Here is an 18,533-nt window from a genome sequence, read left to right on the forward strand (position 1 = left end):
AACCGGCATCAAAAATTTGATGCCGGTTCATAAAAAATAAGATTTCTATAAAATTAGTCTTAAAACTAACTCTTATTCTTATCCAGTGCTTTCCACATATAGTAAATAGGCACACCGGTTAAAACAATTATAAGTCCGGGCCATGTAAAATTAGGCTTATAAATAATAAGTAAAATACAAAAACTGATACCCATTATGATGTATAATGCAGGAAGAAAAGGATATCCAAAAGCCTTATAAGGCCTTTCTGCATCGGGTCTTTTAACCCTTAAAATGTAGATCCCCAGGATTGTTAACACATAAAATATAACGACTACAAATGAGATCATATCAAGGAGGTCTCCATATTTTCCACTTAGACATAGCGCAGATGCCACCAGACATTGTAACCATAATCCAAATTCAGGAACCGCATGTTTATTCAGAGTTGCAGTCTTTTTAAAGAATAAGCCATCATTTGCCATTGTGTGGTAAACACGAGCTCCGGCAAGGATTAATCCATTATTACAACCAAAGGTTGAGACCATGATCATAAGTGCGATAATTACCGTCCCAACATTTCCGAAGATCACGCTTGAAGCTGCCACTGCAACCCTGTCTTTTTCCGCATAGGCAATTTCCTCTAAGGGTAGAACAGCCAAATAAACAAGATTTGCAAGAACATAAACAATGGTGACTATCATAGTACCCAGAAATAAACTCAATCCGATATTTCTTTTAGGATTTCTAACCTCTCCCGCAATAAAAGTTACGTTATTCCAGGCATCACTGCTAAATATAGAACCAACCATGGCAGCGGCCACCGCACCAAGAGCGGCAGCTATGGTAAGCGACTGAAATGAACCATCAGGGCTTAGTTTTTGCATACTCCATGCATTCTCCCAGTTACTTGTCCATATTTCAGGCTTCATAACGATAAATCCAAAGATGATCAGACCAAAAAGGCTGACTAATTTGGTCAGAGTAAATGAGGTCTGAATCATTTTTCCACCCTTTACTCCTTTTGTATTTATATAGGTAAGCAATATAATTATCGCAATTGCCAGAACCTGGGCTGCAGATATTTTGACTGATCCAACCGTAAGCAGAATGAGATCTTCACTAACCTGAGGCCATAAATATGCTGTAAACTTTGAAAAAGCAACACCAACAGCTGCAATAGTGCCTGTTTGTATAACTGCAAAGAAACTCCAACCGTATAAAAACCCAACAAGCGGGTTATATGCTTCTTTCAGATAAACATATTGTCCACCAGCTTTCGGAAACATTGCACTAAGCTCTCCATAACTAACCGCTGCAATTAAAGTCATTAATCCGGTAATAAGCCAAACAGCAATCAGCCATCCGGCAGAACCAACATTACGGGTAATATCAGCTGCAACGATAAAAATTCCGGAACCGATCATACTACCAGCAACCAGTAAAGTTGCATCCAGCAGACCGAGCTCACGCTTCATTTCATTTTGGTCTAGAGTTTCATTCATATTAATATTGTGTTTTGATTTAAGATTAAACTTACATTAAAAAAATATCTGTAATCAATAAAATTATTCGAAATCCAATTATTCTTTCTTTTGATCAAAAAAAAGAACAAAAAATGCAAATAAATATTTTACATAACTTACTCATAATCAGATAGTATAATTCATGCCTGAAAGAAATATGGTTGAATATCACAACATTATGAATTTCATTGTTTGATTAATAGAATAAGCCTGCTATTTTTGCCGATTGTATAAGAAAAAATAACGAATATAAACAGAGAATTATCCATGGAGTTTTTACAAAACAATTTGATTTATTTAATACCGGCGATGGGTGTTTTTGGCATCGTGATTATGGCTATAAAATCAGCCTGGGTTACTAAGCAGGATCCCGGTGATGAAAACATGCAGCGGCTCTCAGGTTATATCGCGGATGGAGCTATGGCTTTTCTAAAAGCTGAGTGGAAGGTTCTGGGATATTTTTCGGTAATCGCAGCAATATTGTTAGCCTATTCAGGTACCCTGGTTGAAACTTCAAGCTGGGTAATTGCAGTTTCTTTTGTTATCGGTGCATTTACTTCAGCCCTTGCGGGTTATATAGGAATGAACATTGCAACAAAAGCAAATGTTCGTACTACACAGGCTGCACGTACAAGTCTGGCTAAAGCATTACAGGTTTCCTTTACTGGTGGAAGTGTAATGGGAATTGGTGTTGCAGGACTTGCTGTTTTAGGACTTGGAAGCTTATTCATTGTTTTCTATAATATGTATGTTGTAAATACAGGTGGCAGTGTGAATGGAAAAGAGATGGAAAAAGCTCTTGAAGTTTTAGCTGGTTTTTCACTTGGTGCTGAGTCTATCGCATTATTTGCCCGTGTTGGTGGTGGTATTTATACTAAAGCAGCAGATGTTGGTGCAGATCTTGTTGGTAAAGTTGAAGCGGGAATTCCTGAAGATGATGTAAGAAATCCTGCAACAATTGCAGATAATGTTGGAGACAACGTTGGCGATGTTGCTGGTATGGGTGCCGATCTGTTCGGATCATATGTTGCAACTATATTGGCAACCATGATCCTGGGTCGTGAAATCGTTTCTATCGATAATTTTGGAGGAATTGCCCCTATCCTATTACCAATGCTTATTGCAGGTCTGGGTTTAATATTATCAATTGTTGCTACTGCATTTGTTAGAATAAGCAAAGAAACTGATAGTGTTCAGAATGCTTTGAACATGGGTAACTGGTCTTCAATTGTATTAACCGCCATCGTTTCTTTCTTTGCAGTAAAATGGATGCTGCCTGCAGGAGAAATGTTTATGAGCAGAGATATGGTTGGTGGTGTTTTAAAAGAAGGAGCTATTTCATTTACAAGTATGGATGTATTTTATTCCATCATTGTAGGACTGGTTGTCGGAACACTAATGAGTCTGATCACCGAATATTACACAGCAATGGGTAAACGTCCGGTACTTAGTATCATAAAGCAATCTTCAACAGGTCATGCGACCAATATAATTTCAGGTTTAGCTGTTGGTATGGAATCAACAGTTGCTCCAATATTGGTACTTGCTGCTGGTATATACGGATCATTCTACTTCGCCGGATTCTATGGTGTAGCAATTGCTGCAGCAGGAATGATGGCAACTACTGCGATGCAGTTATCTATCGACGCTTTTGGTCCGATTGCTGATAACGCAGGTGGTATAGCTGAAATGAGTGGATTACCTCCGGAAGTTAGAGATCGTACTGATAACCTTGATGCTGTGGGTAATACTACTGCTGCAACTGGAAAAGGTTTTGCTATCGCTTCAGCGGCATTAACTTCACTGGCATTATTTGCCGCATTCGTTGGTGTTGCTGGTATCGACCACATTGATATTTACAAAGCAGATGTTCTTGCAGGATTATTTGTTGGAGGAATGATTCCTTTTATATTCTCAGCACTTTGTATCTCTGCAGTAGGCAGAGCTGCAATGGACATGGTTAATGAAGTGCGCAGACAGTTCCGTGAGATTCCTGGGATCATGGAATATAAAGCAAAACCTGAATACGAAAAATGTGTTGCTATTTCAACAAAAGCATCTATCCGCGAAATGATGTTACCTGGAGCTATTGCTCTTATCGTTCCTATCATCATAGGTTTTTCTTTTGGCCCTGAGGTTTTAGGCGGACTATTAGCAGGTGTTACCGTATCAGGTGTACTTATGGGTATGTTCCAGTCTAATGCAGGTGGTGCATGGGATAATGCAAAAAAATCATTTGAAAAAGGTGTTGAAATTGATGGTGAGATGTACTACAAAAAATCTGAACCACATAAGGCTTCAGTAACAGGTGATACAGTTGGAGATCCATTCAAAGATACTTCAGGTCCATCTATGAACATTCTGATCAAACTAATGTCTATTGTATCACTGATCATTGCTCCTCATATTTCTGCAGGCTTAACGCATACTGTAACCGTTGAAGTTCAAAAAGAAATTAAAGTGATCAAATCTGAAGATCAGGCTGGTAACACAACCATTGATACTATTGTAAATATTACTGATACGATCAGAAGATAATAAAATACGCAGAAGGGAATTCAAATTGAATTCCCTTCTGCGTTAATCTAATTCTATATAAGTACCTGTTAATCTGATCAATTCTTACATATTCTAAGCCCTATTGGCAATAGCATTCGGGTTTCATTTTTCCATTTTAATTAATTACGTTTGAAATCAGTTTAAATCATACTTTCACATAAAATATTTTAACTAAACCAATTCGTATGTTCCACAAAAAATCCATCGAACAGTTAATGTTCGAATCAAATGAAACAGGTGAAGGCACATTAAAACGATCATTAAGCAGTGTAAACCTGGTTGCTTTGGGAATAGGCGCAATTATTGGTGCCGGACTATTTTCCCTAACTGGAATAGCGGCAGCTGAGAATGCCGGGCCGGCAGTTACCATTTCATTTGCACTTGCTGCTTTTGCCTGTGCATTCGCCGGACTTTGCTACGCAGAATTCGCCTCCATGATACCAGTTGCAGGTAGTGCATATACCTATTCTTACGCAACTATGGGTGAGTTTATGGCCTGGGTCATCGGCTGGGATCTTGTTCTTGAATACGCATTAGGTGCCGCTACAGTAGCAGTAAGCTGGTCGAGATATCTTTTAGAACTACTGAACAAATACAATATTGATCTTCCTCATGAGTTAATTGTATCGCCATGGGAAACTATGAAATTGGGAGATGGAACTGTCATTGATGGTGGTATTATCAATCTGCCAGCTATCTTCATTGTTAGTATTTTATCTCTTGTACTGATTCGTGGAACTCAGGGATCTGCAAACATGAACAACTTCCTGGTAATTTTAAAAGTTGCTGTTGTGTTAATGTTCATCATATTAGGATGGAGCCATATCAACCCTGACAATTATGTACCTTACATTCCAGAGAACACAGGTAAATTTGAAAATTTCGGATGGTCAGGTATTTCAACAGGAGCTGCAGTGGTGTTCTTTGCATTCATTGGCTTTGATGCCGTTTCAACTGCAGCACAGGAAGCAAAAAACCCTCAAAAAGGAATGCCAATTGGAATTTTAGGCTCCCTGGTTGTCTGTACTATTCTTTATGTTCTATTTGCTCACGTAATGACAGGTCTTGTTAATTATAAAGACTTTGCCGGAGACGCAAAACCTGCGGCAACAGCCTTTGCAATGACAGGTTATACATACCTGCAAGATGCTCTGATCATTGCAATTCTTGCAGGATATACTTCAGTTATACTAGTTATGTTAATGGGACAGTCGCGTGTATTTTACACAATGGCTAAGGATGGTCTACTTCCAAAATTCTTTGCAGCGGTTCATCCAAGCTTCCGCACACCATGGAAAACTAATTTATTCTTCCTTGTTTTTGTGAGTCTTTTTGCTGGTTTCGTACCAGTTTCAGATTTAGGGCACATGGTGAGTATCGGTACATTATTTGCGTTTACATTGGTTTGTATCGGTATCATGGTCCTTCGTAAATCACTTCCAGATGCAGTTAGACCATTCAGAACACCATGGGTACCATTCGTACCTGTAATGGGTATTATTGTTTGTGTTTACCTGATGTATACTTTACCTGCAGAAAGCTGGCTTCGTCTATTAATCTGGATGACAATTGGTGTAGTGATCTATTTCATATATGGTAAAAAACACAGTAAGGTTCGTGAACTGAGAAATGGTAAAATAATTGAGAAAGAAAGAGAATAATTTAATCTTCTATTCTTGTAAAAAAGGTTTCAGACATGTCTGAAACCTTTTTTTAATTACAGGAATTTAATACCGCCATATCATACTATTTGAATAAAAAGAACCCTAACATGGAAAATTTCAATTATAAGCAGATCCTTTCAGTTACAATGATCCTTTTTGCAATCATTGATATTCTTGGATCCATACCTGTTGTAATATCTTTGCGAAATAAGGTTGGTCATATCCAGTCTGAAAAGGCGTCCATTGTAGCTCTTCTGCTGATGATATTATTTCTATTTATTGGAGAGGAAATGCTCAAAATTATAGGACTTGATATTTCTTCTTTTGCGATAGCCGGTTCTGTAGTTATCTTCATTATTGCTATGGAAATGATATTGGGCATTAATTTTTTCCGCGAAGAGGCCCCGGAAAGTGCCTCAATTGTTCCTTTGGCATTTCCACTTATTGCAGGTTCAGGAACACTAACCACTCTCCTTTCACTCAAATCAGAATATGCTACTCAAAATATCATAGTTGGAATAATTCTTAATATGATCTTTGTATATATCGTATTAAAGAACACCATTTACCTTGAAAAAATTCTGGGCAAAACAGGGTTAAATATTATGCGTAAAGCATTCGGGATCATTCTTCTGGCCATTGCCATAAAGCTGTTCAGAAACAATACAGGATTATAATTGATTGTATATTTGTTTTCAGGGCTTAATTAATCGCGCAACAAACATTGTATCCGCTTTTCTAGTGTAGCCATTGATCAATTCTAAAGCTTCAAGCATCATTCCATGCTCAGACTGAAGATACTTGACAACCTCTTCGTTTTCTTCTCTGAAAACAGAACAGGTTATATAAATCAAAGGTTTTCCGGGTTTGAGATATTTTAATACGTTTCCGGCGATAGTCTTTTGCAAATTTTGAAATCCCTGAATTTTATATTCCTCAAACTGACTGATCATTTCCGGAGTCCTTCCCCATGTACCTGAACCACTGCAAGGAGCATCCAGTATGATCCCATCAAACTCATAATGATGAAGTTCCGGATCAGGATTTGTCGTAAGATCAATTAATTTCTTCTGGTAAGTTCTCAGTCCGGCAGCAATAAATCGTTCATCCAGATTATCCAATACACTGGCCCGGATATCTGAAACCACCAATTTTATATCAGGCTGTTCAGAAAATAACAACAATGATTTACCCCCTGAAGCCGCACAGGCATCCCACCAGTGTTCGTATCGGTTTGGCTTGAAATAGTTCAGGGTATGCTGAGAAGAGAGGTCCTGAACCTCGTATGGCTTCACTGAATAATTAATATCCGGAAATAATAGATTCAGGTTCGTTCCATTTGGCAATGAAATGGTATAATCTCCAATTTGGCTGTATTCAATACCGCTTTCCTGAATTGTTTTCAAAACAGCGCTAAGTGAAGGAGGATTTATCCGTATAAAAAGATCCGGCTGAATAAACAGTGATGAAAGGAATTTGCTATCTTCAATTCCATCAGAGAGGTGATCTGTGAAAGGGAAAACTTCCTTTAATATCAAGCCTTCATTTTCTTCTGCATACTTTATTTTTTCATCAAGCGACAAATATATTTTCTCATTAAGGTCAGCACGAAAATGCTGGAGGAAAGGATTATCTACCGAGGTGCACAAGAACTCCGCGAGGAAAAGTCTTTGCTCTGTTGTTTTATCTGATAAGGCCTTGCCTAATCTGAAATAATTATATAATAGCCTTGAAGCCGACCGGCGATCTGTTGAGCCCATCTGCTTATTTTTTTTGAAAAAATCCGGTAGAAATTTGGTAATAGGCCTATCGCCAGGGTAACTATCCAGAACCTTCAAAAAGGTTCTCAGCTGTTGTTCTGATCTCATTTTACAGGCTGAAGTTCAAAGTTATTATACCTGAGCATTATTAGTTCATTATTTATGTATCCAAATTTCGGATTTTTTGAAAATTTAAAATTATTATGCAGGCCCTGATAAATACTGTCATCCAGATGATCAGCATAAGCTTTACCATACTTTTCAAGCAATCCTCCGAAATAATAGCCAATATCAAACCCTTTAAATGAATACTCTGAGGGCTCCAGACCATATTCATCCCGGTAACGGGCGATGAAATTTTTAACATTCTGTGCTTTATAATTCACATAATATGATGTACTGATCCGTGATTTAAGAGCCTGCATCTTTTCCTGATTTAAATATTTAGCCTTGATCCAGTTAGGATGACCAAATAATTCGATCCTGTATCTTTGATTTACCAGTTTATACAGTTTATCTATTGTTGGAAGCAGAAATAACCTGTCGGATGAAGCTATGATCACCAGATTATTTTTTGAAAGGTCCAAATAGCTTTCAATAGCAATAGCAGTGGGCCTTTCAGTAATTCGAAACTTCCCTCCCGACAGTTGAGTTAAAGAACTCTTAAAAAAGGTGGAAAACTTTGAATCATCGGCTTTCTGCGTATTGATCAATACCAGGTTAACCAGTTCAGGCTTGTAATTCATGCTAATAAATTCAGCGATTTTCCGTCCATGCTGATCAATCGTATTATTAACTGTAACCAGTCCCGGATTATTAAATTCGGATGGCATAGATGCCGCTAATGGTGAGATCTGCAAGGTCTCCCCCAGTTCAGCGAAATCAGCAAAGGACTTTATAGCTTCAGGAAAAACAGGGCCAATGATCAGGTCATTACTTCTCACTGAACTAGCCATCGCCAGGTTAACCACTCTGGTTTCCTGATTTTGTGTATCAAATACCTGAAGGTTAAAATCATGGCCTTTTGCTGTAAGCGAGTCGAGTGCAAGTTTAAAACCTTGGTAAAAATCTATCGCCAGATCAGCTTTTGCAACATCTTTTCGGCCAGCAGTCTTAAGATTTATGGAATTTAATTCAAATGGCAGCAAGAGCGCTATTGAGTGATCTGTTTTCTTTTTAACAGGTACAATTTCTTTCTGTTTATCTCTTTCAGCAGGTGAAGGGATATCAACAGGCTTGGGAGCAGTAATTTTTTTTGAGCATGCTGAAAAAAGGATCAGCATACTCAAAATCAGTAAAAAATTATTCCCACTCAATAGTCGCAGGCGGTTTGGAACTAATATCATAGACAACTCTGTTAATTCCTTTTACATTATTAATTATTTCATTGGAGATCTTAGCAAGAAGATCGTAAGGCAAATGACTCCAATCTGCAGTCATACCATCCACAGAGCTTACAGCCCTTAAACAGATAACATGCTCATATGTTCTTTCATCACCCATAACACCAACGGATTGCACAGGTAAAAATATAGCACCTGCCTGCCATACTTTATCATACCATCCCGAAGATTTCAAATTATTGATATAAATAGCATCTGCTTCCTGAAGAATAGCTACCTTTTCTGGTGTAATATCATCTAAAATTCTGATAGCTAGTCCCGGACCGGGGAATGGATGTCTGCCTAACAGTGCGCTATCCATACCTAAAGTTTTCCCGACTCTTCTAACTTCATCCTTAAATAGTGTATTTAAGGGCTCCACTACTTTGAGCTTCATGAAATCAGGCAAACCACCTACATTATGGTGCGATTTTATAGTAGCAGAAGGGCCTTTAACAGAAACAGACTCAATAACATCCGGGTAAATAGTACCTTGTCCCAGCCATTTCACATCCTGCACTTCATGGGCAGCATCATCAAACACTTCAATAAATACCCTTCCAATGGCTTTTCTCTTCGTTTCAGGATCCTTGATACCGGCAAGCTGACTTAAAAACCGATCACCCGCTCTAACCCCGCGGACATTAAGTCCCATATGCTGGTAAGAGTCCAAAACCTGCTCAAATTCATCTTTACGCAATAAACCATTATCAACGAAGATACAATGAAGGTTCTTACCGATTGCCTGATGCAGGAGCACGGCCGCAACCGAAGAATCTACACCTCCGGATAAACCTAAAATAACTTTATCATCACCTATTTTATCTTTCAGTGCCTGAATAGTGGTCTCAATAAATGCATCAGGAGTCCAATCCTGACTACAATCACAAATATCTACCAGGAAGTTCTGAAGCAATTGTTTTCCATCTGTACTATGAGTTACCTCAGGGTGGAATTGGATCCCATAAACTTTTGAATTCTTTATGTGGTAGGCAGCAACTTTTACAGAATCAGTGCTGGCAATAATCTCAAAATTATCAGGAATCGATGCAATGGTATCTGCATGAGACATCCATGTTTGAGAACCTTGTGGAATATTTTTAAATAAAGGATGCGAATGATCAATAAAATCAAGGCAGGCCCGGCCATACTCCCGTGTAGAGGATGCCTTTACTTCTCCACCAGATTTTTGAGCGATATATTGTGCTCCATAACATACTCCCAGAATGGGAAATTTTTGCTGAAGCTCTTCAAGATCAACCTGAGGAGCATCCTCCTGTCTTACTGAATAAGGACTTCCCGAAAGAATGATCCCTTTAACAGAACTATCAAACTCAGGAAGATGATTAAATGGATGTATCTCGCAGTATACGTTTAGCTCTCTGACTCTCCGTGCAATAAGTTGAGTGTATTGCGACCCGAAGTCAAGAATGATGATTTTTTCTTGCATGGGCAAAGATAACTTTTTTGTACAGAGGCTGAAAGTATTATAAAAAACCTTTTAAGCTTTTTATCACATTTTTATTAAATTCGGTAATTTGCAGACACAAAAATGGCCGGATCTAAAGTTTTATCGTTCAATGTCCACCTGGAACCTGTTGAAGGCCCGATGGTTCATCACGTGATCATAGTGCCGGATGAATTTTCGAAACAGTTCATCACAGGAAAAGGATCTGCTTGCATTCTATGTTCCATTGGTCAGCAGCCGGAGTTCCCCTGCGCCCTGATTCCCAGGCATGAAAGATTTGTGATCATCGCCAGTAAAAAATTGATCAAAGAACACAATCTTCAACTAGAGATTCCGTTCAGGATATCTATACGTATTGATCCTGGTAATGGGCTTGAACTACCGGAAGAGTTTAGTGAAGTCTTAGCTCAGGATGAATTTGCTTTCCAGGCCTACGAAGCACTTAATGACGGAGGAAAACGAGGTTATATTTATTATATCAGGCAGGGAAAATCAATTGATACCCGAATAAAACGAAGCATGGAAATTGCAGAAAAGTTAAAGCAGAGACATGGGTCAAAACAATAATTTTTTCATGAATCATGTTATAAGCCTGGAACCAGGTAATTATGACAGAATTTAACTGATATCAGAACTATTAAACCCATGTTAAAACAGGCAGCAGAGTCCCTTTAACTAATTGGACAGATATTTGCAGGCTAAATGCATGAAATCTATGATCATCAACCTTTTTATACTTTTATTGTTGTCATCCTGCGATTTTTCAGCAGGTGATCATTACACTCCTGCAGCGCTTACCAGCAAAAAGTCGGTTTCAGAAATTCCAATAAAAGAATATACTATCTCTGATGGATCTGAATCAGACTCTTTAGTAATAAAATTGAATGATTCAGGAAGAACTAAAGCCGATCAATTGGTAGATTTTGCGGAAAGTTTAAAAGGAATTACCTACAAATACGGATCTAAAGATCCCAACCAGGGATTTGACTGCTCCGGCTTTATTTCCTATGTTTTTAATCATTTTGACATATCTGTCCCAAGATCCTCCATAGAATTCACAAATTTTGCAAAAGAAATAAACCTGAAAGAGGCTAAGCGCGGGGATTTAATTTTATTCACCGGAACTGATAGCACAAAACGAGTAGTTGGTCACATGGGGATCATCACCTCAAACAATGGACTGATGCATGAATTCATTCACTCTACATCAGGAAAAGCCTTCGGAGTAACAAACACCCCATTAAATAAGTACTATCAGGGCCGATTTGTCAAGGTTATCCGATTTTTCAGGGATGATCAGCTATAAAAAAGCAGATCTTTAAAATTCGTTCAGATTAAATTATTCCATACAGAGCTCCACCTTCTGTACCCATACTATCAACTTTCTTCTCAACTTCCGCATCTCTGATGAGTTCCGGAGCGTGATGTTTCTTAATGCGGGCATCAATGATCAGGGGACCCTTACAACCCCAGTGTTTATGCTCAATAAATGAGTTAACACCATAAATATCATGGGATGGATTACTTCTGGTAAAAGTTATCCAGACAAAATCATTAATAGTTTTAGCTACAAAACCAGCATCATCACAAAGAATAAAGAGTGGCAAACCTTCCAGGTTAGCAGAAGCTAAAGCGCTGTTCAAAATTTCAATTTCACTCTCTGTATGTTCATAGCTTAAAAATGGAGGAGCTTCAACCGCTAAAACACCCGGCATGACCATTTTAAACTTATCAAATGGCCTTGGAAGGGAAAAAGATTCAGGCAATTCGGTCCATAAAGTTCGTTTTTTATCTCCGGCAGCAGCAATTGCCACCTTTGAACCGGAATTAATATCAGTGCCACTATAATCAAGTGTATCAATAGTTGTTCTGGTATAAAAATGCAGATCGCGACTCAGATCAATTCGTTCCAGTATGTGCTTAAAAAAGCCTGAGATATCACTTGTTTTAAGGGAAGGATCATCTTCCTTGCTAGAAATAAATAAATATTTAGCAAGACTAAGCTGACTTTTTCCTAAAATATGGTTAGCAATTGTAAGTATTTCCTGGGGCTTTCTTTCCTTAAGATATGGAGTATACCGTTCGCTACCGATGGCAAATAACAATGGATGTACACCTGCGGCATCAACAGCATTTACCTCGTGAAGGCCCGGGATCTCTTTTGGTATAGCTGAACCTGTAATATCATGGATCAAAGCACCAAAACTGGTATCCTCCTGTGGTGGTCGCCCAACAACAGTAAATGACCAGATTGCATCTTTACGATGATACACATTCCGAACTTTCATTAGGGGAAAAAGGTGTTTGAGGCTATAATATCCTAAATGATCACCAAAAGGCCCTTCAGGTTTATTCTGCCCGGGTTCAACGATACCAGTTATCACAAAATCGGCATCAGAAGAAATGCAGAAGCCCTCTGAATCATAAAAATAGCGGAATCGACGATTGCCAAGCGCTCCGGCAAAGGTCATTTCTGATAAGCCTTCCGGAAGTGGCATTACAGCTGCTAAAGGATGTGCCGGAGGACCACCAACAAAAATACTAACCTTTAATGCCTTTCCTTTTGCATTAGCTTTGGTTTGATGAACACCAATACCGCGATGTAATTGGTAATGGAGACCTATTTCCTCATCCTGAATATATTCATTTCCGCCAAGCTGGATACGATACATCCCCAGGTTTGCATTCATGATGCCAGGCTTATCAATATCTTCTGTATAAACCTGAGGCATTGTTACAAAAGGACCGCCATCCATTGGCCAGTTCACTATTTGTGGTAAAGCTGAAATACTAGTCTTGCCGTATTTAACAGGTGAATTAAAGCCCTTCTTCCATGGCAAAGCAGATAAAGCAGTCATCCCCGCCCCTGCATACTTCAATGGATTTCTTACTGCTTTTAATGGATCAGATTTCAGGTCGACCAGGGTCTTGATGGCATCAAGAGTATCCCTGAACATAAATTTGGATCTTTCCAGAGTACCAAATAAGTTTGATACAGCAGGGAATTTACTGCCTTTAATATTCTCGAAAAGTATTGCCGGACCTTCATTTTCAAATACACGCAAATGAATAGCAGCTGCCTGAAGATAAGGATCAACCTCTTCTTTTATCCGAATCAGATGTCCGTTTTTTTCCAGATCAGAAACACATTCAGCGAGACTTTTATACCCCATGAGTTAAAATAAAAACACCATTAAATAATGCTGCAATTTATGAAAATGTGAATCAGGAATCTGGGCGTTTGAAATTTATGTTTTAAAGATTACAATGCCTAAATGTACTTATGACATTCTACACCAAATTTATTTAAAAAATCAACGCCTTCATCACTGGCAAGACCCTTATATTCTGCATAAGAAGCCTTATACCATACTTTTTTAATTCCGGATGAGTAGATTATCCTTGCACAGGAAATGCAGGGAGAGAGAGTTAAATACAGCGTTGAACCATCCAATGTCATTCCATTCTTAACTGCATACAGAATGGCATTTTCTTCTGCATGCAAAGCAAGTGAACAACTATTCTTAGAATCACGGGGACAGCCGGTTTCAGGCCATTCTTCATCACAATTATGTGTACCGGCTGGAGGACCGTTATATCCGATGGAGATAATTCTTGTGTCTTTAGTTAAAACGGCACCGACCTGTGCTTTCACGCAATGTGAGCGTGAAGCAAGGTCGGTTGCCAGATTCATAAATATCAAGTCGAAGCTTGGTTTTTCCTTCATTAATGTGATGCCTCTACGTCAAGCTTACTTACGTCAATTCCTTGTTTTTTCAATTCAGAACTTACTTTGATGGCAAAGTATGCCAGGTAAGCAAAACATAGGAAAGGAATAATATAGGAGAAGTGAATACCACTCGTATCTGCAAGAATTCCCTGAACTGGAGGAATGATCGCTCCGCCCAGGATCATCATGATAAGGAAAGCAGATCCCTGTGAAGTATATTTACCTAAACCTGTTATGGCTAAAGCAAAGATACATGGCCACATAATGGAACATGCAAGTCCGCCGGTAAGAAATGCATAAATAGCTACCTGTCCGGTTGTTAATAATCCGACGATCATTGCAACCCCTCCTAAAACGCCAAACGTTAAAAGTGTTTTAGCAGGTTTCTCCTGACTATAAAAGAATCCGGCGATCAAAATAACTAAACATATTCCATAGACAAAAAACTGCTGAACTGAAGTGCCGTTTAAATGATTTACAAATAAGATTATTGAGAATGCGATAAAAGGCATTAAGATAGTAAGGATGGTTTTAGTGGTCCTGGATAATTTAAATGCACTCACAGCACCAGTCCAGCGACCGATCATCATACTTCCCCAATAAAGTGAAATAAAAGGAGCAATTTCAGAATCAGAATAACCTCCAAATTCCGGCAATTGCAATAATGCTCCCATGTTACTCTGGATACTAACTTCAACCCCTACATAAGTAAAGATCGCAATCATACCCAGGATCAGTTGAGGATAGCCCATTGCACCCCAGCCTGCTTTATCTTTTCCAGCTGCTCGTAGCGATAATAATAGTGTAAGAATAATGATGAATAGAGAAAGATAAACAAACACTGAAATGCCCACGCCTGTTGCCGCTGAGATTGGATTCGCAGCAAGGATCAATAGGAAGGCAACGAAAATAATGAATAAGGGCAGATTTGTTTTTCCACTTGCTTCAACTTTCTCATCACTCGTTACTTTAGGAAGTTTTGAAACCCAGAAGAAAAGTGCGACAGCAAGAAATAGACCTGCCAGAATATAATATAATGTATTGATAGATGCAATTTCAACTTCCTTAGGAGCAGCAGCTGTTGCTGTACCAAAAAGAATGACACTCACTGCGATTGGGCCTAAAATACCCCCTAAATTGTTCACCCCGCCCGCTAAGTTCAATCGGTTAGCACCAGTTACCGGACTACCCAAAGCAACTACGAAGGGATTTGCAGCGGTTTGCTGAAGTGAGAATCCAATTGCCACAAAGAAAAAAGATGTCAATATGAATGAAAAAGAACCTGAATCAACCGCAGGTATCATCATTAATGCACCGCCTGCTGAAATAACAAGGCCTAAAGCTATACTGTTTTTGTATCCCAATTTATTCAGGATATCAACTTTTATAATTTTAGAAGCATAAAACAAAATCAGAGACCCGATAAAATAACCGCCATAAAATGTAAAGTCAATCAACTGAGACTCAAATTGTGTTAATTTAAAATGGGTCTTACAGAATGGGATAAAAATACCATTACTTGCAGCCAAAAAGCCCCAGAAGAAGAACACTGTGATTAGTGTATATAATGCGGAAGCATAATTTTTTTGTGAATTGTTATCCATATCTAAGTTCTAATTTTTAAAATAATTGTCTAACATAAATTAATTTTCTCACATCTCTAAGTTTTTAATGTTTTTATCATTGATACTATATAGTTCTTCGATTTTAGGTTAATTTGCACTTTCACGTAAATGGATAGAATTCGGAATGATAGAATCGATCATCTCAGGAATTGGTTTGGGATTTGTGCTTTCTTTTTTAACAGGACCAGTATTTTTTGCTCTGATTAAAACCAGTATTGAAAAAGGTTTCAACGCAGGAGTTTCACTTGCAGCAGGAGTTGTGGTTAGCGATATATTTTATGTTGCACTGACCCTTTATGGCACTTCTTTTCTTGCATTAGAGAATATTTACAGGATGCAGATAGGAATAGCAGGAAGCATCATCTTATTCAGCATAGGAATTTATTATCTCTTTAAAAAAGTAAAGGTAAATTATGAACAAAATACCTCGAAAAGGCATTATACAGGTTATTTTCTCAAAGGCTTTTTCATGTGTATTTTCAATCCTGCCATATTACTTTATTGGCTGAGTGTTACAAGTGGCGTAATCTCAATGTCAGGAGCAATAAAACCAGCAGATATATTTCCATTCTATGGTTCAATATTGATCACACAGTTCAGTCTGGATGTAATCAAGGCCTATTACGCCAATAAATTAAGGTATAAGATCAAGGAAAAGACCATTTCCAATCTGAATAAAATTGCAGGAGTTCTTATCCTGATATTTGCTGCAAGGATAATCTATAACCTCCTGACAGGACATTCACTGATTTAGGAATAAGTAGGCATGAGTTACGGCTCTATCAGATCAGTTCCCAACAGAATTCAAAGTAAAATTTTCAGCAAAGTGACTGTAAATGAAAATACAAACGCACCCTGTAAGCTGTTCAAACAAATTAAACTTTAATAAGCTCTCTGATTCTTTCCTTCCACCCAATTCATAAAGGCTTTATTCACAACCTTATTACCACCTGGTGTTGGATAGTTTCCTGAAAAATACCAGTCGCCCAGATGTGAAGGAATAGCCTTATGGAGATTGTCAAGAGTCTGGTATATTACCTTTACCTCGGCTTTAATTTCTTTTGGGGTTATGATCTGTGCGATTCTGTCAGATATTTCCTGATCTGTAAATTGGCTGTATATTTCCTGAACATAATTCTTCACCTGCTTATTCCCCAGCTTCTCTGATTCAATACAATTGCGGTAAACACGATCAATTACATCTTCTCTTCCAGTTTCTCTCAATAAGGAAATAGTGGCTTCAAATGCTACGAACTCTCCCATTCTTGACATATCTATCCCATAGCAATCAGGATACCTGATCTGAGGGGCAGAGGAAACTACAATGATCTTTTTGGGACCTAAGCGATCCAGGATTTTCAGAATACTTTGCTTCAGGGTGGTACCTCTTACGATCGAATCGTCAAGAATAACCAGGTTATCAGCACCTCTGTTGATCAGTCCGTAGGTTGTATCATAAACATGAGCCACCATATCCTGCCTGTCAGCATCCTGAGTAATAAAGGTCCGGAGCTTTACATCCTTGATCGCAATTTTTTCTATCCTTGCAGTCAGGCTCAATACATCTTCAAGCTCAGCATCCGATATTTTGTCGGCTCTGTTCAATAGCGCATCCTTCTGGAAATCTCTGAGGTATTTATGAACCCCTTCTACCATCCCATAAAAAGCTACCTCTGCGGTATTAGGGATATAGGAGAAGACAGTGTTTTTAAGATCATTATCAATGGCATCGAATATCTGAGGACAAAGAAACAGTCCGAGTTGCTTACGTTCCTTATAGATCGATGCATCACTACCTCTTGAGAAATAGATCCTCTCAAAGGAACATGATTTTTGTTCTTCAGGTTCTCTAAACTGCTCTTCACTGACAGTGCCATTCTTTTTTATGATCAGGGCATGGCCGGGTTTTATCTCCTTTACTGATTCCAAAGGAACATTAAACGCAGTTTGTATGGCAGGCCGCTCAGAAGTAACGATCACAATTTCATCGTCATGATAGTAGAATGCCGGCCTGATGCCAACAGGATCACGCATAACAAAAGCATCACCGTGACCAAAAATACCACTAATTGTATAACCACCATCCCAGGTCTTTGCAGAACGGCGAAGGATTGAAGCTACATCTATATGCTCTGCAATCTGGTGACTGATCTCTTCGTTAGAGAAACCTTCATTTTTATATTTATCAAATAGTATCTGATTCTCATCATCCAGAAAGTGTCCGATCTTTTCAAGAACTGTAACAGTATCTGTCCGTTCCTTGGGATGCTGACCCAATTCAAACAATTGTTCAAGAAGTTCATCCACATTGGTCATATTAAAATTACCACTTACAACCAGGTTTCTGGTCATCCAGTTATTCTGACGTAAAAATGGATGGCAACTTTCAATACTATTTTTTCCATGAGTACCATAACGCAAATGGCCCATGAGTACCTCTCCGGTGAAGCTAATATTTTCTTTCAGCCATTCAGTATCCTGAAGAAGTTCAGGAGTTTCTTTGTGGACATCAGCAAACTTTTTTTGTACGTACTCAAAGATCTCTGCTACTGCATTCGCTCCCATTGCCCTATGGCGACTTATATAACGCTTTCCTGGCTGCACATCCAGCTTAATGGTGGCAATACCCGCTCCATCCTGCCCCCGGTTATGTTGTTTTTCCATCAGTAAATACAATTTGTTCAGCCCGTAAAGGGCCGTGCCGTATTTTTCCTGATAATAAGATAGAGGCTTTAAAAGGCGGATAAGTGCGATTCCGCACTCATGTTTGATCTGGTCACTCATAAGTAGTTCTGAGATTGCAAAAATAGATATTTAATCCCTAAGAAGCCAATGAAAAA

The 18,533-nt window shown here is 38.6% G+C and carries 14 protein-coding genes; 6 read left to right on the top strand and 8 right to left on the bottom strand.

What is annotated here, in order from left to right; translation table 11 throughout:
- Positions 1-65: 65 nt before the first annotated feature.
- Positions 66-1,484 (bottom strand): APC family permease, encoded by a 1,419-nt coding sequence (locus BLR27_RS04065; protein ID WP_090700506.1) that lies wholly within the window; start codon positions 1,482-1,484, stop codon positions 66-68.
- Positions 1,485-1,772: 288 nt separating this feature from the next.
- Here BLR27_RS04065 and BLR27_RS04070 point away from each other — a divergent pair, with 288 nt between their 5' ends.
- The 3 genes from BLR27_RS04070 to BLR27_RS04080 all read left to right on the top strand — a co-directional run bounded on the left by BLR27_RS04070 (position 1,773) and on the right by BLR27_RS04080 (position 6,405).
- Positions 1,773-4,043: a sodium-translocating pyrophosphatase gene (locus tag BLR27_RS04070; RefSeq protein ID WP_090700510.1), complete on the top strand. Its 2,271-nt coding sequence runs from the start codon at positions 1,773-1,775 to the stop codon at positions 4,041-4,043.
- A 206-nt stretch (positions 4,044-4,249) separates the two neighbouring features.
- The gene (locus BLR27_RS04075; protein WP_090700513.1) at positions 4,250-5,725 is read left to right on the top strand and encodes an amino acid permease; all 1,476 of its coding nucleotides are present in this window, start codon (positions 4,250-4,252) and stop codon (positions 5,723-5,725) included.
- A 110-nt stretch (positions 5,726-5,835) separates the two neighbouring features.
- The gene (locus BLR27_RS04080; protein ID WP_090700517.1) at positions 5,836-6,405 is read left to right on the top strand and encodes a MarC family protein; all 570 of its coding nucleotides are present in this window, start codon (positions 5,836-5,838) and stop codon (positions 6,403-6,405) included.
- 18 nt (positions 6,406-6,423) lie between these two features.
- On the opposite strand, the gene BLR27_RS04085 is transcribed toward BLR27_RS04080, so the two are convergent.
- The 3 genes from BLR27_RS04085 to guaA are packed head-to-tail and all read right to left on the bottom strand — an operon-like array spanning position 6,424 to position 10,320.
- A complete protein-coding gene (locus tag BLR27_RS04085) occupies positions 6,424-7,596 on the bottom strand; it encodes an RsmB/NOP family class I SAM-dependent RNA methyltransferase (protein WP_090700521.1) in 1,173 nt (390 codons plus the stop codon).
- Positions 7,593-8,834, bottom strand: a complete 1,242-nt coding sequence (locus tag BLR27_RS04090) for an ABC transporter substrate-binding protein (RefSeq protein ID WP_143007693.1) — start codon at positions 8,832-8,834, stop codon at positions 7,593-7,595. Before BLR27_RS04090 ends, BLR27_RS04085 begins: the two co-directional genes overlap by 4 nt.
- Positions 8,791-10,320, bottom strand: coding sequence for a glutamine-hydrolyzing GMP synthase (guaA, locus tag BLR27_RS04095; RefSeq protein ID WP_090700613.1), 1,530 nt, complete (start codon positions 10,318-10,320; stop codon positions 8,791-8,793). The genes BLR27_RS04090 and guaA overlap by 44 nt, the downstream gene beginning before the upstream one ends.
- Before the next feature lie 102 nt (positions 10,321-10,422).
- On the opposite strand from guaA, the gene BLR27_RS04100 reads away from it, so the two are divergent.
- Together BLR27_RS04100 and BLR27_RS04105 are read left to right on the top strand one after the other, a co-directional pair.
- Positions 10,423-10,905, top strand: coding sequence for a YdeI/OmpD-associated family protein (locus BLR27_RS04100; protein WP_090700618.1), 483 nt, complete (start codon positions 10,423-10,425; stop codon positions 10,903-10,905).
- Between the two features lie 148 nt (positions 10,906-11,053).
- Positions 11,054-11,644 carry a C40 family peptidase gene (locus BLR27_RS04105; RefSeq protein WP_176767604.1) on the top strand — a complete coding sequence of 197 codons (591 nt, stop codon included), beginning with the start codon at positions 11,054-11,056 and terminating at the stop codon, positions 11,642-11,644.
- A 28-nt stretch (positions 11,645-11,672) separates the two neighbouring features.
- Here BLR27_RS04105 and BLR27_RS04110 read toward each other — a convergent pair whose 3' ends face one another.
- From BLR27_RS04110 to BLR27_RS04120, 3 genes are all read right to left on the bottom strand, one after another.
- Positions 11,673-13,511 (bottom strand): UbiD family decarboxylase, encoded by a 1,839-nt coding sequence (locus BLR27_RS04110; protein ID WP_090700626.1) that lies wholly within the window; start codon positions 13,509-13,511, stop codon positions 11,673-11,675.
- A 98-nt stretch (positions 13,512-13,609) separates the two neighbouring features.
- Positions 13,610-14,065: a deoxycytidylate deaminase gene (locus BLR27_RS04115; protein WP_176767605.1), complete on the bottom strand. Its 456-nt coding sequence runs from the start codon at positions 14,063-14,065 to the stop codon at positions 13,610-13,612.
- Positions 14,065-15,672, bottom strand: a complete 1,608-nt coding sequence (locus BLR27_RS04120) for an MFS transporter (RefSeq protein WP_090700629.1) — start codon at positions 15,670-15,672, stop codon at positions 14,065-14,067. Before BLR27_RS04120 ends, BLR27_RS04115 begins: the two co-directional genes overlap by 1 nt.
- A 145-nt stretch (positions 15,673-15,817) precedes the next feature.
- Here BLR27_RS04120 and BLR27_RS04125 point away from each other — a divergent pair, with 145 nt between their 5' ends.
- A complete protein-coding gene (locus BLR27_RS04125; protein WP_090700632.1) occupies positions 15,818-16,447 on the top strand; it encodes a LysE family translocator in 630 nt (209 codons plus the stop codon).
- Between the two features lie 128 nt (positions 16,448-16,575).
- Here BLR27_RS04125 and BLR27_RS04130 read toward each other — a convergent pair whose 3' ends face one another.
- Complete coding sequence (locus tag BLR27_RS04130; RefSeq protein WP_090700635.1) at positions 16,576-18,477, bottom strand: amidophosphoribosyltransferase; 1,902 nt, start codon at positions 18,475-18,477, stop codon at positions 16,576-16,578.
- Positions 18,478-18,533: the final 56 nt, after the last annotated feature.

This window comes from Daejeonella rubra, from assembly GCF_900103545.1.
Taxonomy (GTDB): Bacteria; Bacteroidota; Bacteroidia; order Sphingobacteriales; family Sphingobacteriaceae; genus Daejeonella; species Daejeonella rubra.